Origin of the sequence: Nitratidesulfovibrio termitidis HI1, assembly GCF_000504305.1 — a bacterium.
In the GTDB taxonomy this organism is placed as follows: Bacteria; Desulfobacterota; Desulfovibrionia; order Desulfovibrionales; family Desulfovibrionaceae; genus Cupidesulfovibrio; species Cupidesulfovibrio termitidis.
This window is the reverse complement of sequence record NZ_KI632512.1, coordinates 354,694-372,151: the sequence shown is the minus strand read 5'-3', so window position 1 is coordinate 372,151 and position 17,458 is coordinate 354,694. Positions and strand designations below refer to the sequence as shown.

General features: G+C 66.0%; 15 protein-coding genes. 14 read left to right on the top strand and 1 reads right to left on the bottom strand.

Features of this window, described 5'->3' with window-relative positions; genetic code table 11:
* The first annotated feature begins 428 nt into the window (after positions 1 to 428).
* Positions 429 to 653 carry a hypothetical protein gene (locus tag DESTE_RS01720; protein ID WP_012611434.1) on the top strand — a complete coding sequence of 75 codons (225 nt, stop codon included), beginning with the start codon at positions 429 to 431 and terminating at the stop codon, positions 651 to 653.
* A gap of 357 nt (positions 654 to 1,010) precedes the next feature.
* On the opposite strand, the gene DESTE_RS01715 is transcribed toward DESTE_RS01720, so the two are convergent.
* Positions 1,011 to 2,348 carry a UDP-glucose dehydrogenase family protein gene (locus DESTE_RS01715; protein WP_035064351.1) on the bottom strand — a complete coding sequence of 446 codons (1,338 nt, stop codon included), beginning with the start codon at positions 2,346 to 2,348 and terminating at the stop codon, positions 1,011 to 1,013.
* A 205-nt stretch (positions 2,349 to 2,553) separates the two neighbouring features.
* On the opposite strand from DESTE_RS01715, the gene DESTE_RS17830 reads away from it, so the two are divergent.
* From DESTE_RS17830 to DESTE_RS01655, 13 genes are all read left to right on the top strand, one after another.
* Entirely contained in the window at positions 2,554 to 2,709 is a 156-nt protein-coding gene (locus DESTE_RS17830) for a hypothetical protein (protein WP_156925229.1), read from the top strand.
* A gap of 39 nt (positions 2,710 to 2,748) precedes the next feature.
* Positions 2,749 to 3,474, top strand: a complete 726-nt coding sequence (locus DESTE_RS01710; RefSeq protein ID WP_035064348.1) for a pyridoxine 5'-phosphate synthase — start codon at positions 2,749 to 2,751, stop codon at positions 3,472 to 3,474.
* A gap of 156 nt (positions 3,475 to 3,630) precedes the next feature.
* On the top strand, positions 3,631 to 4,002 hold the full coding sequence (locus tag DESTE_RS01705; protein WP_035064346.1) for a holo-[acyl-carrier-protein] synthase: 372 nt from the start codon (positions 3,631 to 3,633) through the stop codon (positions 4,000 to 4,002).
* Positions 4,003 to 4,109: 107 nt separating this feature from the next.
* On the top strand, positions 4,110 to 5,762 hold the full coding sequence (locus tag DESTE_RS01700; RefSeq protein WP_051384258.1) for a bifunctional ADP-dependent NAD(P)H-hydrate dehydratase/NAD(P)H-hydrate epimerase: 1,653 nt from the start codon (positions 4,110 to 4,112) through the stop codon (positions 5,760 to 5,762).
* Positions 5,753 to 6,205 (top strand): CBS domain-containing protein, encoded by a 453-nt coding sequence (locus tag DESTE_RS01695; RefSeq protein WP_035064344.1) that lies wholly within the window; start codon positions 5,753 to 5,755, stop codon positions 6,203 to 6,205. The genes DESTE_RS01700 and DESTE_RS01695 overlap by 10 nt, the downstream gene beginning before the upstream one ends.
* 11 nt (positions 6,206 to 6,216) lie before the next feature.
* Complete coding sequence (tsaE, locus tag DESTE_RS01690; protein WP_245590686.1) at positions 6,217 to 6,927, top strand: tRNA (adenosine(37)-N6)-threonylcarbamoyltransferase complex ATPase subunit type 1 TsaE; 711 nt, start codon at positions 6,217 to 6,219, stop codon at positions 6,925 to 6,927.
* Positions 6,928 to 7,032: 105 nt separating this feature from the next.
* Positions 7,033 to 8,262: an aspartate kinase gene (locus tag DESTE_RS01685; RefSeq protein WP_035064342.1), complete on the top strand. Its 1,230-nt coding sequence runs from the start codon at positions 7,033 to 7,035 to the stop codon at positions 8,260 to 8,262.
* Between the two features lie 9 nt (positions 8,263 to 8,271).
* On the top strand, positions 8,272 to 9,894 hold the full coding sequence (cimA, locus tag DESTE_RS01680) for a citramalate synthase (RefSeq protein ID WP_035064339.1): 1,623 nt from the start codon (positions 8,272 to 8,274) through the stop codon (positions 9,892 to 9,894).
* 608 nt (positions 9,895 to 10,502) lie between these two features.
* The gene (hysB, locus tag DESTE_RS01675; RefSeq protein ID WP_035064337.1) at positions 10,503 to 11,456 is read left to right on the top strand and encodes a NiFeSe hydrogenase small subunit; all 954 of its coding nucleotides are present in this window, start codon (positions 10,503 to 10,505) and stop codon (positions 11,454 to 11,456) included.
* A 29-nt stretch (positions 11,457 to 11,485) separates the two neighbouring features.
* Positions 11,486 to 13,018, top strand: coding sequence for a NiFeSe hydrogenase large subunit HysA (gene hysA / locus DESTE_RS01670; protein ID WP_084559314.1), 1,533 nt, complete (start codon positions 11,486 to 11,488; stop codon positions 13,016 to 13,018).
* 346 nt (positions 13,019 to 13,364) lie between these two features.
* Positions 13,365 to 13,844 (top strand): NiFeSe hydrogenase maturation protease, encoded by a 480-nt coding sequence (hysD, locus tag DESTE_RS01665; protein ID WP_035064330.1) that lies wholly within the window; start codon positions 13,365 to 13,367, stop codon positions 13,842 to 13,844.
* Between the two features lie 673 nt (positions 13,845 to 14,517).
* Positions 14,518 to 15,471: a hydrogenase small subunit gene (locus DESTE_RS01660; RefSeq protein ID WP_035064328.1), complete on the top strand. Its 954-nt coding sequence runs from the start codon at positions 14,518 to 14,520 to the stop codon at positions 15,469 to 15,471.
* A 57-nt stretch (positions 15,472 to 15,528) separates the two neighbouring features.
* Positions 15,529 to 17,232 (top strand): nickel-dependent hydrogenase large subunit, encoded by a 1,704-nt coding sequence (locus tag DESTE_RS01655; RefSeq protein WP_035064324.1) that lies wholly within the window; start codon positions 15,529 to 15,531, stop codon positions 17,230 to 17,232.
* Positions 17,233 to 17,458: the final 226 nt, after the last annotated feature.

The window sequence follows — 17,458 nt, the reverse complement described above, 5'->3', positions numbered from 1 at the left end:
CAGTTGCGGCAGTCCGGGCGACGAACGCCGCGACCGCTCGCACAACCCTATGCGGAATCACCTTTCAAGGCAAGTGACACCCCCGCGCCATCTTCCTTTCAGGGGGCTGCATTGCGGCCATGGGACTTGATAATCATGCCGCCGTGGCGTAAAAGGCACCTGTACAGCCCAACCAGTCCGTTGCCCCGCAAAACCTGCGCGTACCTCGCGCCGGTCGTGCGCCATCTGCGCACATGCGGGCATCAGGAACCCGACAAGCGTGGACCGCCCCGTGGTGGCCGCGCCCGGCATGATTATGCGGAAACGATGATGCCATCGGGCCGCGTGGGCGAAGGCACGAGTGACCAGAGACGTCCGAGAGAGGCAGGCGGCCGGCCCGGCGACCGCCCCGGCACAACAACGTCCACCGATGCGGAGGAATGCTGCCGATGGCGCATATGTTCCCCTTCCCCGACGACCTGCCCCTCGCCCTGCAAATCAAGGCTCTCGGTGACGAGGAGTTGCTCGACTTCTGGGAGGAGACCCAGTTCCTCGAAAAGTTTCTGGAAGAAGACTTCAACGTGCAGCCGCAACACTCCGTGGAGTACGAACGGCTGATCCTGCAGGAACTGCAACTGCGATCCTGTAGACGCAGCCTGGACCGGCGCCCCTAGGAGACATTCCCAGACGCCGTTCAGGCACACTCCGCCACCGACAACAGGCGGCGGCCAAGTGGAAAGGGCCGCACCCTCATCATGGGGTGCGGCCCTTTCCGCATGGTGCGGCCAGCATGGGCACAACGCGGGTGGGGACAGACTGGCGGGCCGGAGCGAGCAGGCAATGATGGATCGGACAGCCAACCTGACCCGGGTGCCCGTCCGTGCCGAATCAGGCCAACCAGGCACACCGCACCTTCTGCGCCCGTCAGCCGGGCAGTGCTTGCCGCCACGCGTAGCGCTGGCTCCTCCTTTCAATACAAAGACCCCCGCCGGAAACTCCGACGGGGGCCTGTCGTTCTTCATGCCGTCCGGCTACAGGCTGGCGGCCCGGCCCACGCAGAAGTAGGCAAAGCCCTGCTCGCCCATGAACGACGGCGAATACAGGTTGCGCCCGTCGAACAGCACCGGCGCGGTCAGCAGTTCTTTCACCTGCTCGAAGTCGGGATTGCGGAACTGGTTCCATTCGGTGACCACCAGCAGCGCCTGGGCGCCCCGGCAGGCCTCGTACTGGCTGTTCACGATCTCCACCAGCGGGTTGTCGCCGATGAGCTTCGCCGCGTTCTCCGACGCCACCGGGTCGAAGGCCCGCACGCGCATGCCGTGAGCGGTCAGGTCCTTGATGATGGACAGGGCCGCCGCCTCGCGCATGTCGTCGGTGTTGGCCTTGAAGGCCAGGCCCCACAGGGCCAGCGTCTTGCCCGCAACCCCGCCCTGCGGCGCGAAGTAGTCGCGCACGCGCCGGGCCATGGACACCTTCTGGCGGGCGTTGACGTCTTCCACGGCGTCCAGCAGCTGGGGCACGGCCCCGGCCTCACGCGCGGTGTGGATCAACGCCTTGACGTCCTTGGGAAAACACGAGCCGCCATAGCCCACGCCGGGGTAGATGAAATGGTAGCCGATGCGCTGGTCCGAGCCGATGCCGATGCGCACCTCGCGCACGTCGGCCCCCACCTTTTCGCAGATCCCCGCGATTTCGTTGATGAACGAAATCTTGGTGGCCAGCATGCAGTTGGCGGCGTACTTGGTCATTTCCGCGCTACGGGTGCCCATGACGATGAGCTTGTCGCGGCTGCGGGCAAAGGGCGCGTACAACTGGCGCAGATATTCGGCGGAGCGCTCGTCTTCCGTGCCCACCACCACGCGGTCGGGCTTCATGAAGTCGTTCACCGCGTCGCCTTCCTTGAGGAATTCGGGGTTGGACACCACGTCGAAGGCGATGTCCGCGCCGCGCGCCGCCAGTTCTTCACGGATCAGCCCGCGCACCCGGTCGGCGGTGCCCACCGGCACGGTGGACTTGTCCACCACGATGAGCGGGCGATGCATCAGGCGGCCTATCTCGCGGGCCACCTGGTCCACGTACGACAGGTCGCACGACCCGTCATCGCGCGAGGGGGTGCCCACGGTGATGAACACGAACTGGGCGCGCTCAAGGCCCTGTTCCAGGCTGGTGGTGAAAACCAGGCGGCCTTCCGCGTGGTTGCGGCGCACCAATTCCTCAAGGCCGGGTTCGTAGATGTGCACCTTGCCGACGGTCAGGGTTTTCACCACGTCGGGGTTCACGTCCACGCAGCAGACGTTGTTGCCCATCTCGGCAAAGCAGGCGGCACTGACCAGACCAACGTAGCCGGTGCCGACGATGCAGACGTTCATGCGATCCTCGTTATGTTTCGTGCGGGATATTGCGGATGTTCGGGGAATGTGCGCGGAGACGGCCAGAGGCTACCAGAGACGACCGAAGGGACGGGGCCGTCGTCGTTCTTCGCAGGCATACCGTATATGCCATATATGCCGTATATACAAACCACGCGCACCCTGCCCTACATCGCTGCCCCGCCATTCGTCAACGGAGAGGCCAGTGACGCTCTCTTCCCGACGCCCCGGCAAGGCGAAAACGCACGCGGACCTGCCCGGCCTCGCCCTGCCCTTCCTTGCCCGCTGCCCGGCCCGGCCAGCGTTGCCCCATGGCGTATCCCGCCAACCCACCCTTGACTTCACGCCCGCCAGGGTGTGAAAATCCCGCACATTCGGTATGTTCACACAAGGAGCCACCATGCCTGTTCTCGTCGTCAACGTGGACCACGTCGCCACCCTGCGCCAGCAGCGCCAGGGCAAGGAGCCGGACCCGCTCACCGCCGCCCACCTAGCGGAACTGGCGGGCGCGCGCGGCATCATCGTGCATCTGCGCGAAGACCGCCGCCACATCCAGGACCATGACGTGGAGTTGATGGCCCGCACCCTGAAGACCCGCCTGCACCTGGAAATGGCCGCGACGGAAGAGATGCAGGGCATCGCCCTTGCCCGCCAGCCGCACATGGTCTGCCTGGTGCCCGAAAAGCGCGAGGAACTGACCACCGAAGGCGGCCTTGCCGTGGCCGGGCGCGAAGCATTCCTGAAGGACTACCTGGCCCCCATCCACGCCCGGGGCATCCTGTCCAGCCTGTTCATAGAGGCGGACGAGGCGCAGGTGCGCGCCGCCGCCGCCATCGGCTGCCCGTACATCGAACTGCACACCGGCCACTTCGCCGACGCCCCCGACCGCGCCGCCCAACGGGCCGAGCGCGACAAGATCGTGCGGGCCATCGGTCTCGCCCGGTCGTTGGGCCTTGGCGTGAATCTGGGGCACGGCCTGAACTACGACAATATCTACGAGTTCGCGGACGTGCCGGGCGTCAGCGAATTTTCCATCGGCCATTCCATCGTTGCCCGCGCGGTGTTCACCGGTTTCGAGCGCGCCGTGGCCGACATGGCGGCCATCATTGCCCGCTTTCCTGCGTAGGTGCCCCTTCCGGGACAGGATTCTCCGCGCCGCCGAACACAAGTCCTGCATCGAAACCGCGTCTGGCATGCTCCCCGCCCCAACTGGGGCAAATCTCGCACCCAACCCCGGCCATATAGTTATGATGCACCAGCCCGCACACACCAGAGGTAGCGCATGATCGTGGGCCTCGGCATCGACATCGCGGAACTTTCGCGCATCGCCAGGGCCTGGGAACGCCACGGCCAGCGCTTTGCCGCGCGCGTGCTGCACCCGGCGGAACTGGCCTGCCTGCCCGCCGCCCCCGTGGCCTTTCTGGCTGCGCGCTTCGCCGCCAAGGAGGCCGCCGTAAAGGCGCTGGGCACCGGCTTTTCGCAGGGCATCGGCCCGCGCGACATCGAGGTGCGCCCCCTGCCCACCGGCCAGCCTCAACTGGTGCTGCACGGCAAGGCCGCCGCACGTTGCGCCGAGTTGGGCGCCACCGCCGCCCACGTTTCGCTTACCCATGGCCGAGACACCGCCGCCGCCGTGGTGGTGCTGGAGCGCTGAACACACGGGCCACAAGCGACATCGAAGGACCTTACAAGGGGCAAGCCCCACCTCCCACTCCCCAAAGGGGCTGACGGCATCCATCCCATGCAGCACAGGAGCCTTCCATGACCCCCACCGACAACGCCGCCCGCTGGCATCTGCCGTACGTTGACCTGCCCGCCCCGGAGGAAATGGCCACGTGGGACCGCGCCGCCAGCGCCGACTACGGCCTGCGCGAAGAAATCCTGATGGAGAACGCCAGCCGCGAGGCGCTCCACGTGCTGCGCGCGGAACTGACCGCGTCCGTCACGCCCACCGCTACGCACAGGGCATCATGCCCTTCCTCTTCCTCCTTCTCCTTCACCGGCCTGCGGGTGCTGCTGTTCATGGGCGGCGGCAACAACGGCGGCGATGCGGCAGCCCTGGCCCGCCACCTGCACGATGCAGGGGCCGAGGTGCTGGTGCTGCACACCCGCCCGCTGGGCGGCTATCGCGGCGCGGCGGGCTATCACGTACGCCTTGCCAAACGCTGCGGCGTGCCCTTTCGCCCTGCCGGGGCATGGCCGCGCAGCCTGCCCGACCCGCGCTGGCTGACGCCCCGCGTGGTGGTAGACGGTCTGCTCGGCACCGGCTTCAGCGGGGCGCTCCGTGAACGGGAAGCGGGGCTGGTGGCCGCCATCAACGAGCTTGCCGAACGGGCTTTCGTACTGGCGCTGGACATTCCCTCCGGCCTCGGGGGGCTGACGGGCCGCCCCCGGCCAGACGCCGTACGCGCCCATGCCACCGTCACCTTCGAAGCGGCAAAGCCCGGCCTGATCCTGCCGGAGGCAGCTCCCTACACGGGCCGCCTGCATGTGCGTCCCATCGGCATTCCCCATGCGGTGCGCACACGCCATCCCGCCTCGTACCGCATGCTGGACGACACCTGCCTGGCCGCCCTGCCCGCGCCCACGCCCTGCATGCACAAGGGCACCGCCGGGCACGTGCTGGTGGTGGGCGGCTCGGAAGGGCTTACCGGCGCGCCGCTGCTGGCCGGGCTGGGCGCGTTGCGCGGCGGCGCGGGCCTGGTCACCGTGGCCTGCCCCGGCGGCCTTGCCGCAGAGGTCAAGGCCGCCACCCCAGACGTGATGACCCTGCCCCTTGGCGAACGCCGCGCCTGGGACCCCGCCGCCCTGCCCGGCCTGCTGGCACTTGCGGCGCGTTGCAACGCGCTGGTGATCGGCCCCGGCATGGGCCGCTCGCCCGAGGCAGCCGAGGTGCTGTCCGCCCTGCTGGCGCTGCCCGGCAGGCCCCCTGCCGTCATCGACGCCGACGGCCTGTTCCCGCTGGCGGAAGGCCTTGTTTCTCTTGATTTGGTGCGTGAAACAGATATTGTTACCCCCCACCCCGGCGAAATGGCCCGTCTTGCGGGCCTTACCACGGCGGACGTGCAACGCGGCAGGGCGGCCACGGCACGGGCCTTCGCGGCGCGCTGCGCGGGGGTGCTCGTGCTCAAGGGCGCGGGCAGCCTCGTCACCCGGCGCGACCGGCCCATCACCATCATTCCCCTTGCCGCACCCACGCTTGCCGTCGCCGGTTCGGGCGACGTGCTTTCCGGCCTTGCCGGCGCCCTGCTGGCGCAGGGCGCGCCGACCGAGGTGGCCGCCTGCCTTGCCGCGTATCTGCATGCCAAGGCCGGACAACTGCTGCTGCACGACTACCCCGCACGGGGCAACACCCCGAGCGAAATCGCCGACGCCATCCCCCGCGCGCGAAAGGAGCACCTGCCATGCTGCTAGCCAAAGACATCATGACTGCCGCCCCCGTCACCGTCACCCCGGAAACCGGCATTGCCGAAGCGGCCCGCATCATGATCCAGCGCAAGTTCAACGGCCTGCCCGTGGTGAACGAAAAGGGTGTCCTTGTCGGCGTCATCTGCCAGAGCGACCTCATCGCCCAGCACAAGAAGCTGAACCTGCCGACCCTGTTCACCGTGCTTGACGGCTTCATTCCCCTGCGTTCCATGAGCGACCTGGACGAGGAGATGCGCAAGATCTCCGCCACCAACGTGGGCCAGGCCATGACGCCGGCCCCGGTCACCGTGGGGCCGCAGACGCCCATCGACGAAGTGGCCAGCCTGATGGTGGACTCCAAGTACCACACCCTGCCCGTGGTTGACGCGGGCAAGCTGGTGGGCGTCATCGGCAAGGAGGACGTGCTGCGCACCCTTGCGGGGGCGTAGCCGTCGGGCGCATGGCCCCAGCGAATTCCGTCCGGCCCGCCCGGCCCCTCAGACCAGTCGGGCATGACACGGCCCTGACCCTGCGGCTGCCCGGCCCCGGCGACACCTTGCGCCTGGGGCGCGCCCTGGCGCTGGCCTTTGCCAGCCAGCCCGGCGCGCGCACCCTGCTGCTGTCCGGCGGGCTTGGCGAGGGCAAGACCACCCTCGTGCGCGGCCTGGTGGAGGCGCTGCCCGGCGGCAACGATGCCGAGGTCAGCAGCCCCAGCTTCAATATTTGCAACATGTACCCCACCCGGCCGGAAACGGCCCATTACGACCTCTACCGGCTGGAACAGGCGCCCGGCGCCGCCCTGGCGGTGGCGGACGACGCCCTGCTGGACCTTCTGGAAACGGAAGGCCCTCGGCGGGCGCTGGTCATCGTCGAATGGGCAGAGCGCCTTCCGGCCGACGTGCTGCCCCCCGACAGGCTGGAGCTCACCTGGCTTCCGGCCACGCACGGCAGGCTCATCACGGCCATTGCCCGGGGAGAGGCGGCATGCCGCGTACTGGCTGCGACGGCGTGCGAGGTCGCGGACCTCGTGATGCCGGAAACGGCGACCGTTACGGCGACCGTTACGACACCCGATACGGCGCCCGACAGAGCGCCGGACGGGGCGCCGGACGGGGCGGTGGTCACGGCCACGCAGGCCCCCGCCGCCCGCAACGACCAAGAGAACACGTAGCAACGCTGCCGGGCCCCGGCCCGGCGCACGACATCCACAGCACGGGCACAGCACGGGCACAACACCGGGCACAACGCTCGACACAACGCACGATAAGGAAGCGGTATGCGTATTCTGGTGCAGAAGTTCGGCGGCACGTCCGTCGCCAACCTCGAGTGCATGAAGCAGGTGCGCGAGAAGGTGCGGCGGGCGCTGCGCGACGGCTACAAGCCGGTGGTGGTGCTTTCCGCCCGCTCGGGCGAAACCAACCGCCTGCTGGCCCTGGCCGATGAGTGGTCCACGGACCCGGACCCGGCAGAAGTGGACGCCCTCATCGCCACCGGCGAACAGGTTTCCATCGCGCTTTTCTCCATGCTGCTCAAGGATTCCGGCATCAAGGCCCGCTCCATGACCGGGTTTCAGGTGCCCATTACCACCAGCGACGCCTTCGGGCGGGCGCGAATCATGGACATCGACGCCTCGCGCCTGCGCAAGGAACTGGAAACTCACGATGTCATCGTGGTGGCCGGGTTCCAGGGCATGACACCCGAAGGGCGCGTCACCACGCTGGGGCGCGGCGGGTCCGACACCAGCGCCGTGGCGCTGGCCGCAGCGCTCGGCTCCGTGGAATGCGAAATCTACACCGACGTGGACGGCGTCTACACCACCGACCCCAACCTGTGCTCCACCGCCCGCAAGCTGGACCGCGTCTCGTACGACGAGATGCTGGAAATGGCCAGCATGGGCGCGAAAGTGCTGCAGATCAGGTCCGTGGAATTTGCCAAGAAGTACAAGGTGCCCGTCCACGTGCGTTCTACATTCACCGACACCCCGGGTACCATGGTCACCCAGGAGGATTGCGAGATGGAAGCCGTACTCGTTTCCGGCATAGCCTACGACAAGGATCAGGCGCGGGTGACCCTGCGCAGCGTGCCCGACAGGCCGGGCGTTTCCGCCGCCATCTTCGGCCCGCTCTCGCAGCAGGGCATTCTTGTTGATATGATCGTCCAGAACCCCAGCCGCGACGGCGTGACGGACATGACCTTCACCGTGCCCCGCAGGGACCTCAAGAAAACCCTGACGCTGATGGAGGAAATCCGGGCCCGGACCGGCGCGCAGGAAGTGCTGCACGACACCCAGGTGGCCAAGGTTTCCGCCATCGGCGTGGGCATGCGCAACCATTCGGGCGTGGCGGCCAAGGCCTTTGCGGCGCTGCATGCGGAGAACATCAACATCCTGATGATCAGCACCTCGGAAATCAAGATTACCTGCCTCATCGAGGAAAAGTACACCGAACTCGCCGTGCGCACCCTGCACGACGCCTTCGGCCTGAATCACGACCTCGGCAACGCGTAGGCGGCGGTCATGACCCGGCGCATACAACTGTACGATACCACCCTGCGCGATGGCTCGCAGTCCGAGGACATCAACCTTACCGCGGCCGACAAGCTGAAGATCGCCCTCAAGCTGGAAGAGCTTGGCATAGACCGCATCGAGGGCGGATGGCCGGGGTCGAACCCCGTGGACGTGGCGTTCTTCAAGGAGATCGCCAGCTATCATCTGAAGCATGCGGTGATCAGTGCCTTCGGCAGCACGCATCACCCCAACTTCACGGCGGACAGCGATCCCAACCTGCGCGCCATCGTGGAATCCGGGGCGCGGGTGGCCTCCATCTTCGGCAAGTCGTGCGAGGTGCACGCGGCGGAGGCCTTGCGCCTGGACGCCACGCGCAACCTGGAGATCATCGGCGACTCGGTGGCCTTCCTGAAAGGAAAGCTGGCCGAGGTGTACTTTGACGCGGAGCACTTCTTCGACGGGTACAGGCACAACGCCGACTACGCGCGGAGCGCGCTGCGCCGCGCCCACGAGGCGGGCGCCGACGTGCTGGTGCTGTGCGACACCAACGGCGGCACCCTGCCGCACGAGGTGGCGCGCATCGTGGCCGAGGTGCGCGAGGCCCTGCCCGGCGCAGCCGTGGGCATCCACGCCCACAACGACTGCGAACTGGCCGTGGCCAACTCCATCGCGGCGGTGCAGGCTGGTGCCGCGCAGATTCAGGGCACCATCAACGGGGTGGGCGAACGCTGCGGCAACGCCAACCTGTGCTCCATCATCCCCACGCTGGAACTGAAGTTCGGCGGGGAGTACGCCTGCCTACCCGAAGGCCGGTTGCAGCAGCTCACGGCGGTGGCCGCCTACGTCTCGGAAGTGGCCAACATTCCGCCGTTCAGCCGTCAGCCGTACGTGGGCCGTTCCGCCTTTGCCCACAAGGGCGGGGTGCACGTCAGCGCGGTGAACCGCAAGTCGTCGCTGTACGAGCACATCAGCCCCGACGTGGTGGGCAACCGCCAACGCATCCTGATCACCGAACTGGCCGGGCGCAGCAACATCGTCTCGCTGGCGCGGCGCTTCGGCTTTCACCTGGACAAGGACGAGCCGGTGGTCAAGGGCCTGCTGACCGAACTGAAGAAGAAGGCCAGCCTGGGCTACGACTACGCCGCCGCCGAGGCATCGGTGGAACTGCTGATCCTGCGCAAGCTGGCCCGGCGCGGCGTGCGCGAGTTCTTCCGGCTGTTGCAGTTCCGGGTGCTGGAAACCAAGCACGACAGCGAAGGCGAGCCTGTTTCCGAAGTCTCGGTGATGGTGGACGTGGAAGGGGTGACCGAACACACCGCCGCCACCGGGCGCGGCCCGGTGAACGCGCTGGACAACGCCCTGCGCAAGGCCCTGCTGGGCTTCTACCCGCGCCTGAAGGAAATGCGCCTGCTGGACTTCAAGGTGCGCGTGCTGACCGGCGCGGAAACCGGCGGCGGCACGGCTTCCACCGTGCGGGTGCTCATCGAGTCGGGCGATTCCGACAGCCGCTGGGTGACCGTGGGCGTGTCGTTCAACATCATAGAGGCAAGCTGGCAGGCCCTGGCCGACTCCGTCACCTACAAGTTGTACAAGGACGAGCACGCCCGCAGGGCGGGCTCGGACGGAGAGTAGAGTCGAACACGCCCGCAGGGCGGGTGCGGACGGAGAGTAAAGTCGAGCACGCCCGGCGCGCGGGTTCGGACGGAGAGTAAAGTCGAGCACGCCCGCAGGGCGGGTTCGGACGATGAACAACGTCCGCACGCGACCAAGCAAGCGACCGGGGCACCCGCCCCGCCGCCCCCGCAACAGCGTCACCACCAGCAACGCCCCGACCGCAAGGCCGGGGCGTTTTCTCGTGTCCGCTGTTTCCCGCATCAATGCTTGCCCAAGCATTTCACCCTGCTCCTGCACAACAGCTGTCCTTCCCCATTGCGGCCATTTCAGACAAATCTCCAATGGCCACGGGTAGAAAAGCATGCTCTCACCCCGAACTATGCGTAGCACATTGCCAAAAGCAATAGCACTTTTATAATTTTCTTCACACTATCAGCCATGTTTGACCACTCAATCGTCGCAACATGGCTCGAAGAATCACTTTTTTCTATCAAAACCCACCCCTTCCATCGACATCACATTGACCCTTGCGCGGGGTGAAAGCTATTCATCATTGGAAGAATACGGGGCTATCGCGGGAAAATAGCCGCTACGGTCTATGCAACGCCGCAACCAAGGAGGCAGGGATGAGTCTCAACAGGCGTGATTTCGTCAAATTGTGCACAGGTACGGTTGCAGGGTTCGGGATATCCCAGATGTTCCACCCCGCCGTCTGTGAAGCCATTTCCGGTTCGCTGAACGGCGAACGGCCCCCGGTGCTCTGGCTGCAGGGCCAGGGCTGCACCGGTTGTTCGGTGTCGCTGCTGAACTCGGTGCACCCGACCATCGCCGACGTGCTGCTGAAGGTCATCAGCCTGGAGTTCCACCCCACCGTCATGGCGTGGGAAGGCGAGCCCGCCATGGAACACATGATGAAGATCGCGGAACAGTACAAGGGCAAGTACTTCGTGGTGGTCGAAGGCGCGGTGCCCACCGGGGCCGACGGCAAGTACTGCATCATCGGCGAAGCGCACCACAAGGAAATCTCCATGGCTGACGCCATGAAGAGCGTTGCCGCCAACGCCGCCGCCGTGCTGGCCGTGGGCACCTGCGCCGCCTACGGCGGCATTCCCGCCGCGCAGGGCAGCGAAACCGGCGCCAAGTCGGTATCCGCATTCTTCAAGGAAAACGGCATCGCCACCCCGGTGGTGAACATTCCCGGCTGCCCGCCCCATCCCGACTGGATCGTGGGCACCGTGGTGGTGGCGCTGAACGCCATCAAGGCCAAGGGCCTGGCCGACGGTCTTGCCGACGTGGTCAAGCTGCTGGACGCCGACGGCCGCCCCACCCCCTTCTATGGCCGCAACGTCCATGAAAACTGTCCCTACCTTGACTTCTACGACGCCGGAAAGATGAGCGAAACCTTCACCCAGAAGGAAGGCTGCCGCTACGACATCGGTTGCAAGGGCCCCATGTCCATGTGCGACAGCTTCGAGCGCAAGTGGAACGGCGGCGTGAACTGGTGCGTCTCCAACGCGGTGTGCATCGGCTGCGTCGAACCCGACTTCCCCGACGGCAAGTCTCCCTTCTACTCGGCCTAGCCCCGGCGCCATACATCAAGGAGGAAACCATGTCCGGCTGTACACCCAAGGCCGCTCCTGCCGGGGCCACCGGCAAGGCGACCATCGCCATCGACCCGGTAAGCAGAATCGAAGGCCACCTGAAGGCCGAAGTCACCGTCGAGAACGGCGTGGTGGTCGACGCCCGCCTGTCCGGCGGCATGTATCGCGGCTTCGAAACCATCCTGCGCGGGCGCGACCCGCGCGACGCCTCGCAGATCGTGCAGCGCATCTGCGGCGTGTGCCCCACGGCCCACTCCACCGCATCGTGCATGGCGCTGGACAACGCCTTCAAGGTCAAGGTGCCCACCAACGGCCGCCTTACCCGCAACCTGACCTTCGGCGCCAACTACCTGCAATCGCACATCCTGCACTTCTACCACTTGGCCGCCCTGGACTTCGTGCAGGGGCCGGACAGCGCGCCCTTCGTGCCGCGCTTCGCCAAGCCCGACCTGCGCCTGCCCAAGGACATCAACGCCGCCGCGGTGGACCAGTACCTGGAAGCGCTTGAAGTGCGCCGCATCTGCCACGAAATGGTCGCCATGTTCGGCGGGCGCATGCCCCACGTGCAGGGCCAGGTCGTGGGCGGCACCACCCAGATTCCCACCAAGGAAGCCCTTGTCGAATACGCCGCCCGCTTCAAGAAGGTGCGCGAATTCGTCGAAAAGAAATACGTGCCCGTGGCCTACACCGTGGGCGCGGCCTACAAGGACCTGTTCAAGTTCGGCCACGGCTACAAGAACTGCATCTCGTTCGGCGCCTTCCCGCTCAACGACGCCATGACCGAGCTGCACCTGAAGCGCGGCGTGTACATCGACGGCAAGGACCAGCCCTTCGACCCCAAGCTGATCAAGGAATACGTCAAGTACTCCTGGTTCGACGACGCCACCACCGGCCTGCACTTCTCGGAAGGCAAGACGGTGCCCGCCCCCAACAAGGCCGGGGCGTACAGCTTCGTCAAGGCCCCCCGTTACAACGGCAAGGCCGTCGAGTCCGGCCCGGTGGCCCGCATGTGGATCACCAACCCGGAACTGTCGCCCGTGGGCCAGAAGCTGCTGAAGGACCTGTTCAAGCTGAACGCCAAGCGCTTCCGCGACCTTGGCGACGACGCCGCCTTCTCGGTCATGGGCCGCCACGTGGCCCGCGCCGAGGAAACCTACTACATGCTCTCCGCCATCGAACGCTGGCTGAAGGAAGTGAAGGCCGGCGAGGAAACCTTTGCCGCCGCCGAAATTCCCGCCAGTTCCGAGGGCGTGGGCTTCACCGAGGCACCGCGCGGCTCGCTGGTCCACTACATCAACATCAAGGACCAGAAGATCGACAACTACCAGATCGTGTCCGCCACGCTCTGGAACTGCAACCCGCGCGACGACAGCGGCCAACTTGGCCCGGTGGAACGCGCGCTGGTCGGCACCCCTGTGCCGGACATCAGCAACCCGGTGAACGTGGCGCGGGTGATCCGCGCCTTCGACCCGTGACTGGGCTGCGCCGTGCACGTGCTGCACGCTGAATCCGGCAAGGTTTCCGTCGTCGAAGTGAAGTAGACGCCGCATACCGAACCAGTGGAGGGGGCCAGACCGGCGGGGCCGGGCTGGTCCCCTCCTGACGTTCCGTTTCGTGCAATCCGTCTGGAGGGCGCTTGCGCGGCGCGCAGGGCCGCCCTAGGGTAGGTCCACCCAAGGGGGGGACCGGGCAGATACAGGCAAGCGGCATCCGTGGCCGTGACGGCTGCGCCCGCCACCCCCGCCCCATTCGCCATGTCCGCCATGTCCGCCATGTCCGGGTGACGTCCGGGTGACGTCCGGGTGACGTCCGGGCGGCGTCCGGCGGCGTCCGGCGGCGGACGGAACGCACACTTTTCGCCTACGTACCGGAAATCATGGAGCCCACATGCAGAAGTTGCTCGTACTCGGCATCGGCAATACCCTGCTCACCGACGATGGCGTCGGCGTCTTTGCCGTGGAAGAACTGATGAAGGAAACCTGGCCGCAGAACGTCACCCTGATGGACGGCGGCACCTTCACCCAGGACATCTTCTACCTGTTCGAGGGGTACGACCGCCTGCTGGTGCTGGACATCGTACATGCCAAGGGCACCCCCGGCACCGTCTACCGGCTGTCGGAAGACGACCTTGTCCAGAACGAAAAGCAGCGTCTGTCCATCCACGACGTGGATCTCATCGACTCGCTGAAGATGGCCGAACTGCGCGGTCCGCGCCCGCGCATGCAGGTCGTCGGCATGGAGCCACACGACTTCCTGAACTGGAACATCGGTCTTTCCGAGCCGGTGCAGGCCGCCTTTCCGCGTTTTGTGGAGGTGGCGCGCGAAGAAATCCGCACCATCATCGCGGAAATGGAACAGGCAGGCTGATACCACCGGGCTGGCCCGCGCATGGGATCGACCGGTTCGGAAAAGACCGGCCAGACCCGGCCAGAATCGGCCAGACTCGGCCAGACTCGGCCAGGCTCGGCCAAACAGGGCAGACAGGGACAGGCTGGCCAGACGCGGGTCGAGGTCGGGTCTGGACTGAGGGGGCTGGGGGGCTCCACCCTTGGTGAAGACGCCGCCGCCCTCTCACGGGGCGCGGAACGCACGGCTTGCCTGAACACGCGCATACGTTTTTCAAATTACAACAATTAACGTGCCACGTTTTATAAAAACGTGACACGTCTTTTATATTGCAACGACACACCCCATAACTGCATTCATCACTAAAAGTTGAACGCACAAACAATATACCGCGACAGCAATCCTCTCCCTCACTGCATGACCGCAACACACATCCAGCCGCTCCACGCTTGGCATTGTACGCATCCATTCCCTTCCGCGATGCAGAAATGTGTGCCGCATCGGCATTTTCAATTGGAATAACGTTTCAATGTGTTGTACGTTCCCGCCAAACGTGCGGACAGGTCGCCGCGGGAAACGGATGCACGCAGAAGCGCCCGCATCCGGGGGGCCTTTCGCACCAGTACGACCCTTACCCCGCCGCGCCGCTGGCGGCGGGCAGGCACGGTGATACGCCGTGCCGAAGGAGGCAGGGATGAAAATCTCGATCGGTCTCGGCAAGGAGGGCGTGGAGGAAAGGCTTGCGGAACGCGGCGTGTCTCGACGCGACTTCCTCAAGTTCTGTACGGCCATCGCCGTGACCATGGGCATGGGCCCCGCGTTCGCGCCGGAAGTTGCCCGCGCGCTCATGGGTCCCCGGCGTCCGTCCGTGGTCTACCTGCACAACGCCGAATGCACCGGCTGTTCCGAATCGGTGCTGCGCGCGTTCGAACCCTACATCGACACCCTGATTCTGGACACGCTGTCCCTCGACTACCATGAAACCATCATGGCCGCCGCGGGCGAAGCGGCAGAAGCCGCCCTGGAACAGGCCGTCAACAGCCCGCACGGCTTCATCGCCGTGGTGGAAGGCGGCATTCCCACGGCTGCCAACGGCATCTACGGCAAGGTGGCCAACCACACCATGCTGGATATCTGCAGCCGCATCCTGCCCAAGGCCCAGGCCGTCATCTCGTACGGCACCTGCGCCACCTTCGGCGGCGTGCAGGCGGCCAAGCCCAACCCCACCGGGGCCAAGGGCGTCAACGATGCGCTGAAGCACCTCGGCGTCAACGCCATCAACATCTCCGGCTGCCCGCCGAACCCGTACAACCTGGTCGGCACCATCGTGTACTACCTGAAGAACAAGGCCGTGCCCGAACTGGACAGCCTGAACCGGCCCACCATGTTCTTCGGCCAGACCGTGCACGAACAGTGCCCCCGCCTGCCGCACTTCGACGCGGGCGAATTCGCCCCGTCGTTCGAATCGGAAGAAGCCCGCAAGGGCTGGTGCCTCTACGAGCTGGGCTGCAAGGGTCCGGTGACCATGAACAACTGCCCGAAGATCAAGTTCAACCAGACCAACTGGCCCGTGGACGCGGGGCACCCCTGCATCGGGTGCAGCGAACCCGATTTCTGGGACGCCATGACCCCGTTCTACCAGAACTGATCACGCGCACGCGCAAGGTCACCCAACACCCCATAGGCAACAGCCAAGGAGGAAACCATGAGCGGCTGCAGAGCCCAGAATGCTCCGGGCGGCATCCCCGTCACGCCCAAGAGCTCCTATAGCGGTCCCATTGTCGTCGACCCCGTTACCCGCATCGAAGGCCACCTGCGCATCGAGGTGGAAGTGGAGAACGGCAAGGTCAAGAACGCCTACAGCAGTTCCACGCTGTTCCGGGGCCTTGAAATCATCCTGAAGGGCCGCGACCCCCGCGACGCCCAGCACTTCACCCAGCGCACCTGCGGCGTGTGCACCTATACCCACGCGCTGGCCTCCACCCGCTGCGTGGACAACGCCGTGGGCGTGCACATTCCCAAGAACGCCACCTACATCCGCAACCTGGTGCTGGGCGCGCAGTACCTGCACGACCACATCGTGCACTTCTATCATCTGCACGCCCTGGACTTCGTGGACGTGACCGCCGCGCTGAAGGCCGACCCGGCCAAGGCCGCCAAGGTCGCCTCGTCCATCTCGCCCCGCAAGACCACGGCGGCGGACCTGAAGGCGGTGCAGGACAAGCTGAAGACCTTCGTGGACAGCGGGCAGCTCGGCCCGTTCACCAACGCCTACTTCCTGGGCGGCCACCCCGCCTACTACCTGGACCCGGAAACCAACCTCATCGCCACCGCCCACTACCTGGAGGCCCTGCGCCTGCAGGTGAAGGCCGCGCGCGCCATGGCCGTTTTCGGCGCCAAGAACCCGCACACCCAGTTCACCGTGGTGGGCGGCGTGACCTGCTACGACGCCCTGACTCCCAAGCGCATCGCCGAATTCGAAGCGCTGTGGAAGGAAACCAAGGCGTTCGTGGATGAAGTGTACATCCCCGACCTGCTGGTGGTTGCCGCGGCCTACAAGGACTGGTCGCAGTATGGCGGCACCACCAACTTCCTCACCTTCGGCGAATTCCCGAAGGACGAGTACGACCTGAACAGCCGGTACTTCAAGCCGGGCGTGGTCTTCAAGCGCGACTTCAAGAACGTGAAGCCGTTCGACAAGATGCAGATCGAAGAACACGTGCGCCACAGCTGGTACGAAGGCGCGGAAGCCCGCCATCCGTGGAAGGGCCAGACCCAGCCCAAGTACACCGACCTGCACGGCGACGACCGCTACTCGTGGATGAAGGCCCCCCGCTACATGGGCGAGCCCATGGAAACCGGTCCGCTGGCCCAGGTGCTGGTGGCCTACTCGCAGGGGCATCCCAAGGTGAAGGCCGTGACCGATGCCGTGCTGGCCAAGCTGGGCGTGGGCCCCGAAGCCCTGTTCTCCACCCTGGGCCGTACGGCTGCGCGCGGCATCGAAACCGCGGTCATCGCCGAATACGTGGGCGTGATGCTGCAGGAGTACAAGGACAACATCGCCAAGGGCGACAACGTCATCTGCGCTCCGTGGGAAATGCCCAAGCAGGCCGAAGGCGTGGGCTTCGTCACCGCGCCGCGCGGCGGCCTGTCGCACTGGATCCGCATCGAGGACGGCAAGATCGGCAACTTCCAGCTGGTCGTGCCTTCCACCTGGAGCCTTGGCCCCCGTTGCGGCAAGAACAAGATGGCCCCGGTCGAAGAATCGCTCATCGGCACCCCGGTGGCCGATGCCAAGCGCCCGGTGGAAATCCTGCGCACGGTGCACTCGTTCGACCCGTGCATCGCCTGCGGCGTGCACGTCATCGACGGGCACACCAACGAAGTGCACAAGTTCCGCATCCTGTAAGCAGTCCGCAGTCCCGTCTGCCCCGGCAGACGGGACTCGGAACAATGTAATGACCGAAGGGCCCGGCCTTGTGCCGGGCCCTCGGACTATCGGCGGACTATCGGCGGAACCTGCACGACCGCGGCCCTGACTGCGCCAGGTCTGCCCCCCCACGGCCCCGAAAACCGCGAGGCTGCGCGGCGTGCCCGCGCCGGACACAAGCGGTTTTCGTCTTCTACCAACCGGA